Here is a 5,583-nt window from a genome sequence, read left to right as displayed (position 1 = left end):
GTACTGGTTTAAAGTTAATCCACTATATTTTTTTCGTAGCGTCGCCATGCCTGTTCGTGGAAATAGAAAACGACGGTGTTGGCAAGCGGTTCGACCAGCGCGACTGCGCTTGAGATGCCGATGCTGCCGGTCAAAATATAGGCAACGCCAAACGCGGTGGCGAAATGTAAAATGGCAAAGGTCATGGTTTTAATCATGATGGTTTCCTGATATGGTGATGTCTGTATGGTTCGGATAATAACTATTCTCAACTACGCCGTATATTTTGAATATTTTATTCAAAATTAGTTTATTTAAATCATTATTTTATTTTTGATAGGTGAAATATGAATCCACTGTGCATTGCCGTCCTCGACCGCGGCACGCTTGCCGACCGTCCGTTTGATTTTGACTTTCCGCATACTTTAAGCAGCTATGGTTCGACTGAGGCGCATCAGACCGCCGAGCGCATACGGGGCGCGGACATCATCATTACCAACAAAGTCGTGATTTCCGCCGAACACATCGCCGCCAACCCGCAGCTCAAACTGATTGCGCTAGCCGCGACGGGCGTCAACAATGTTGACCTTGCTGCCGCCAAGCAAGCGGGCGTGAGCGTGTGCAACATCCGCGCTTACGGCAATGAATCCGTGGCGGAACACGCGTTTATGATGATGATTACCCTGATGCGCAACCTGCCTGCCTATCAGCGAGACGTTGCAGCAGGCTTGTGGGAAAACTCGCCGTTTTTCTGCCACCTCGGCGCACCGATGCGCGATTTAAACGGTAAAACACTGGCGATTTTCGGTCGCGGCAACATCGGACAGACGCTGGCAACTTATGCAAAGGCGTTCAAAATGAAGGTCGTGTTTGTCGAACACAAACACGCCGAAACCGTCCGCGACGGCTACGTTTCCTTTGACGAAGCCGTCCGCACTGCCGACGCGCTGTCGCTGCATTGCCCGCTCACGCCGGAAACGGCAAACATGATAGGCGAAGCCGAGTTGCAACAGATGAAGCCCGGCGCCATCCTCATCAACTGCGGGCGCGGCGGCTTGGTTGATGAAGCCGCTTTGGTTGCGGCGTTGAAATACGGCCAAATCGGCGGGGCAGGTTTTGACGTGTTAACACAAGAGCCGCCGCGCGACGGCAACCCTCTGCTGAAAGCTCGACTGCCCAACCTCATTGTCACGCCACACATTGCATGGGCAAGCCAAGAGGCCGCCAACCGTCTGTTTGACATCCTTGTGGACAACATCAACCGCTTCGTCGCAGGCAATCCGCAGAATCTGGTTTGATGCCGATAGCCCTTAGCCCTGTTGATAATTTTGTGAACAATTTAAAAGGTCGTCTGAAAATTTTCAGACGGCCTTTTGTATATTGATAGTTTTCAATGAATTAGGTTTGGTTTGATTGAATTGGGATGAGGTTCAAATTGTGGATAAGTTGTGAGCAATCCGTGGATTTCGTCAAAAACCAATGCTTTCAAACGGCAAAGGTCGTCTGAAACCAAAATTTTGGTTTTCAGACGACCTTTTCGCTGATTCAGACAAATCAAATATCGTAAGTGGTCGATGCGGTATCGCCGCCTTTGCCTGTCCAGTTGGTGTGGAAGAATTCGCCGCGCGGTTTGTCGGTGCGCTCGTAGGTGTGCGCGCCGAAGTAGTCGCGTTGGGCTTGCAGCAGGTTGGCGGGCAGGCGTTCGGTGGTGTAGCCGTCGAGGAAGGTAATCGCGGAAGCCATGCAGGGCATGGGGATGCCGCATTCGATGGCTTTGGCGACGACTCTGCGCCATGCGGGCAGGCAGTTTTCCAATACGCCTTTGAAATAGGGGTCGGAACCCAAGAACACCAAATCGGGATTGACTTCGTATGCGTCGCGGATGTTGCCCAAGAACGCGCTGCGGATGATGCAGCCTTCGCGCCACAGAAGGGCGGTGTTGCCGTAGTTCAATGCCCAATCGTTGTTTTCGCTGGCTTCGCGGATGAGCATGAAGCCTTGTGCGTAGGAGATGATTTTGGATGCCAACAGGGCTTGGCGCAGGGCTTCGACCCACGCGGCTTTGTCGCCGTCAACGGGGGTAACGGTTTTACCGAACAAGCGGCCGGTTTGAACGCGTTGATCTTTGAACGCGGATACGCAGCGGGCGAACACGGCTTCGGAAATCAGCGTCAGCGGGATGCCCAAATCGAGGGCGTTGATGCCGGTCCATTTGCCTGTGCCTTTTTGTCCGGCGGTATCGAGGATTTTTTCGACCAAAGGTTCGCCGTTTTCGTCTTTGTAGCCCAAAATCGCGGCGGTGATTTCGATCAGGTAGGAATCCAGCTCGGTTTGGTTCCATTCGCTGAAAATGCGGTGCATTTCGTCGTAGCTCAGACCCAAACCGTCTTTCATGAATTGGTAGGCTTCGCAAATCAACTGCATATCGCCGTATTCGATGCCGTTGTGCACCATTTTGACGAAATGGCCCGCGCCGTCGCGGCCGACCCAGTCGCAGCAAGGTTCGCCTTGCGGGGTTTTGGCGGCAATGGCTTGGAAAATGGGTTTGACGGCAGGCCATGCGGCTTCGTCGCCGCCGGGCATGATGGACGGGCCGTGACGCGCGCCTTCTTCGCCGCCGGAAACGCCCGCGCCGATAAAGCGGATGCCTTTTGCCGCCAGCTCGTGCGTGCGGCGGGTGGAATCGGGATAGTTGGCGTTGCCGCCGTCAATAATAATGTCGCCTTGGTCCAAAAGCGGGACAAGTTGCTCGATAAAATCGTCCACAACAGAACCTGCGCGTACCATCATCATGATTTTGCGCGGTTTTTCCAGTTTATCCACTAAATCTTGCAATGAATAGGCACCGATAATGTTGGTGCCTTTGGCTGCGCCGTTGAGAAAATCGTCTACTTTAGCAGTGGTCCGGTTGTACGCCACGACTTTGAAACCGTGATCGTTCATATTCAAAATCAAATTTTGACCCATAACGGCCAAGCCGATGACGCCGATATCGCCTTTCATTGATGGAAGCTCCATTATTAATTTAATTTATCAGCCGTAACTCTATCTGATTTACAGAGGTTTAACAATCCTTAACTATCTAATTTTTTGAAAAGATGCCTTTACGTTGCGGGCTTTGCCTGCGCGTTGGGAAACAAACTATAAATAAGATTTTAAATAATAAATGGATGATTATATTGAGTCGCGCATTTGTTTGTGTATAACTTTTATTCCTTTTTTAGTTCAATAAGTTGAATGTAGAGTTTGGATGCGGATAAACTGCCGTTTGCCTTGTTTGCAGATGTGGATAATTTTGAAATCCGGTTTGGTTTTGTGTATAACTTTCCGGCTATACACACAGCCTGCCGGTTTTATACAGGGCTCAAACGGAACTGTCCGAAGAGATAAACAGTCCAATCGGTTTTCATGTTTCAGACGACCTTTTGTGTTTTTCAACCGCAGGTCTTCTGAAAAATATCTCAACGAAAAGGGAGCAGATATGAAATTTTCCTTTGGCTTAAACCTGTTGGCAGCTTTGGTTTTGGCAGCGTGCGCGCACCAGCCGATGCAGAAACCTGATGCCGCGCCTTTGCCGACGGCTGTGGATAACCATGCGCCGGAACAAGGGACGGGGCTGACCGAGCAGAAATTGATCCGCGCCAAGCATTATATGGCGGCGTCTGCCAATCCGTTGGCGACCGAGGCGGGATACGAGGTTTTGAAACGCGGCGGTAGCGCGATAGATGCGATGATCGCCATGCAGACCACGCTGGGACTGACCGAGCCGCAGTCTTCCGGTTTGGGCGGCGGTGCGTTTTTGGTGTATTGGGACAATAAGGCGAAAAAACTGACGACGTTTGATGCCCGAGAAACGGCGCCGAAAGCGGCAACGCCGGCGCTTTTCTTGGATGAAAACGGCAAGCCGATGGGCTTTATGAACGCAGTGGTCGGCGGCCGTTCGGTCGGCGTGCCGGGGATTCCGAAGCTGCTGGAAGATGTCCACAAGCGTTACGGCAAATTGCCTTGGGCAAGCCTGTTTGACAAACCGATTGCTTTGGCGGAACAAGGCTTTACCGTTTCACCGCGCATGGCGAAATCCATCGAGCAAAATTTGGAGCCTTTGAAACGTTATCCGCAAACCGCCGCGTATTTCCTGCCCGACGGCAAGCCTTTGGCAGCGGGAACGGTGTTGAAAAACCCTGAATTTGCCCGCTCCGTGCGTCTGTTGGCGGAAAAAGGCAGCGCGCCGTTTTATCAGGGGGTGCAGGCGCAGAATATTGTCCGTGCCGTTACCGGCGCTGTGGATAACCCCGGCAAAATCATCATGGCGGATTTGAAAAACTACCGCGTTATCGAGCGCGAACCGGTTTGCGCGCCGTATCGTGAATACGAAGTCTGCGGCATGGGCGCGCCAAGTTCGGGCGCGATTGCTTTGGGCGAGATTTTGGGCGTCCTGCAAAATCAGGATATGAAGGCATTAGGCGCGGAAAATATCCACAGTTGGCGCTGGATAGGAGATGCGTCGCGGATTGCGTTTGCCGACCGCGATTATTACGTCGGCGATCCCGCGTTTGTCAACGTCCCGACCCGTGCCCTGATTTCTCAGGCTTACCTGAAACCGCGTGCCGAAGAAATCCGCCAATCCGACAAGGCGTTGGAAAACATTCAGGCAGGCAAGTTCGGCAAGGCATACGCGCAGGGTATGGCGGTAGAGCTGCCGTCCACCAGCCATTTGGTGGTTGTGGATAAAGACGGCAACGTCGTGTCGATGACGACTTCGATTGAAAACGCGTTCGGTTCGGGACTGATGGCAAACGGCTATCTGCTCAACAATGAATTGACCGATTTTGCTTTCAACCCCGTCGGCGCGGACGGTAAAACGGTGGCAAACAGCGTGGCGGGCGGCAAGCGGCCGCGTTCTTCGATGGCGCCGACCATTGTGATGAAAGGCGGTAAGCCTTATCTGGCAGTCGGTTCGCCCGGCGGCAGCCGCATCATCGGTTTCGTCGCCAAAACGCTGGTGGCGCATATCGATTGGGGTATGGACATTCAGGCGGCAATCTCCCTGCCGAATATGCTCAATCGCGGCAGCCAGTATGAAATCGAGGAAAAAACCGCTGCGGCGGACAAAGCGGCAGTGTTGGAAAAACTGGGCTACAAAGTCCAAATCCGCGATTTGAATTCCGGCGTACAAGGCATTGTGATCGGCAAAGACGGTTTGCTCGGCGGTGCCGACCCGCGCCGCGAAGGTAAAGTCATGGGCGATTGATCACCAATCAGCTTGTGGATAAAAGGTCGTCTGAAAACTGAACTGCCCCCCAAAAGTTGGACATCCCCTCCAACTCACAAGGTGCAGTTTTTTTATGAGCAAATATACATTACACTTCAAATACCAAGCCGTCTCCACTACCTGCATATACGCAGCCAACAGCGTACCGCAGACCACTACGGCATTTCCCGAACCCACCTGAGACGATGGATACGCGCCTATCAGGAAGGCGGTATCGGCGCACTCGAACATCCCCAATCCAAAACCATGACCCGACACCGCAAAAAACTCTTCATCGCCGAAAACGCCTATTCAAAGCCAAAAAGCCCAACGAAAAATGGCTGACCGACGTT

Annotated in this window: 5 protein-coding genes; 3 read left to right on the top strand and 2 right to left on the bottom strand. The window is 52.5% G+C overall.

Annotated elements, in window-relative coordinates; all coding sequences use genetic code 11:
- Positions 1 to 14: 14 nt before the first annotated feature.
- A complete protein-coding gene (locus tag HMPREF3066_RS07420; RefSeq protein ID WP_003763483.1) occupies positions 15 to 197 on the bottom strand; it encodes a DUF2061 domain-containing protein in 183 nt (60 codons plus the stop codon).
- A 129-nt stretch (positions 198 to 326) separates the two neighbouring features.
- Between HMPREF3066_RS07420 and HMPREF3066_RS07415 the strand changes: the two genes are divergently transcribed.
- Positions 327 to 1,277, top strand: a complete 951-nt coding sequence (locus HMPREF3066_RS07415) for a D-2-hydroxyacid dehydrogenase (RefSeq protein ID WP_070441720.1) — start codon at positions 327 to 329, stop codon at positions 1,275 to 1,277.
- Positions 1,278 to 1,533: 256 nt separating this feature from the next.
- On the opposite strand, the gene gnd is transcribed toward HMPREF3066_RS07415, so the two are convergent.
- Positions 1,534 to 2,982, bottom strand: a complete 1,449-nt coding sequence (gene gnd, locus HMPREF3066_RS07410) for a decarboxylating NADP(+)-dependent phosphogluconate dehydrogenase (RefSeq protein WP_070441717.1) — start codon at positions 2,980 to 2,982, stop codon at positions 1,534 to 1,536.
- Positions 2,983 to 3,460: 478 nt separating this feature from the next.
- On the opposite strand from gnd, the gene ggt reads away from it, so the two are divergent.
- Both ggt and HMPREF3066_RS13590 read left to right on the top strand, forming a co-directional pair.
- A complete protein-coding gene (ggt, locus tag HMPREF3066_RS07405) occupies positions 3,461 to 5,230 on the top strand; it encodes a gamma-glutamyltransferase (protein ID WP_070441714.1) in 1,770 nt (589 codons plus the stop codon).
- A gap of 183 nt (positions 5,231 to 5,413) precedes the next feature.
- Positions 5,414 to 5,575 carry a helix-turn-helix domain-containing protein gene (locus tag HMPREF3066_RS13590; RefSeq protein WP_321178923.1) on the top strand — a complete coding sequence of 54 codons (162 nt, stop codon included), beginning with the start codon at positions 5,414 to 5,416 and terminating at the stop codon, positions 5,573 to 5,575.
- Positions 5,576 to 5,583 lie beyond the last annotated feature (8 nt).

The sequence above is a fragment of the Neisseria sp. HMSC03D10 genome (assembly GCF_001807625.1).
GTDB lineage: Bacteria > Pseudomonadota > Gammaproteobacteria > Burkholderiales > Neisseriaceae > Neisseria > Neisseria mucosa.
Note: the sequence above shows the minus strand (reverse complement) of the source record. Positions and strands in the feature narration are given on the sequence as shown.

What these genes read in the sequence shown, in the direction of transcription:
- HMPREF3066_RS07420 (WP_003763483.1), bottom strand. Translation starts at nt 197, where the DNA reads ATGATTAAAACCATGACCTTTGCCATTTTACATTTCGCCACCGCGTTT.
- HMPREF3066_RS07415 (WP_070441720.1), top strand. Translation starts at nt 327, where the DNA reads ATGAATCCACTGTGCATTGCCGTCCTCGACCGCGGCACGCTTGCCGAC.
- gnd (WP_070441717.1), bottom strand. Translation starts at nt 2,982, where the DNA reads ATGAAAGGCGATATCGGCGTCATCGGCTTGGCCGTTATGGGTCAAAAT.
- ggt (WP_070441714.1), top strand. Translation starts at nt 3,461, where the DNA reads ATGAAATTTTCCTTTGGCTTAAACCTGTTGGCAGCTTTGGTTTTGGCA.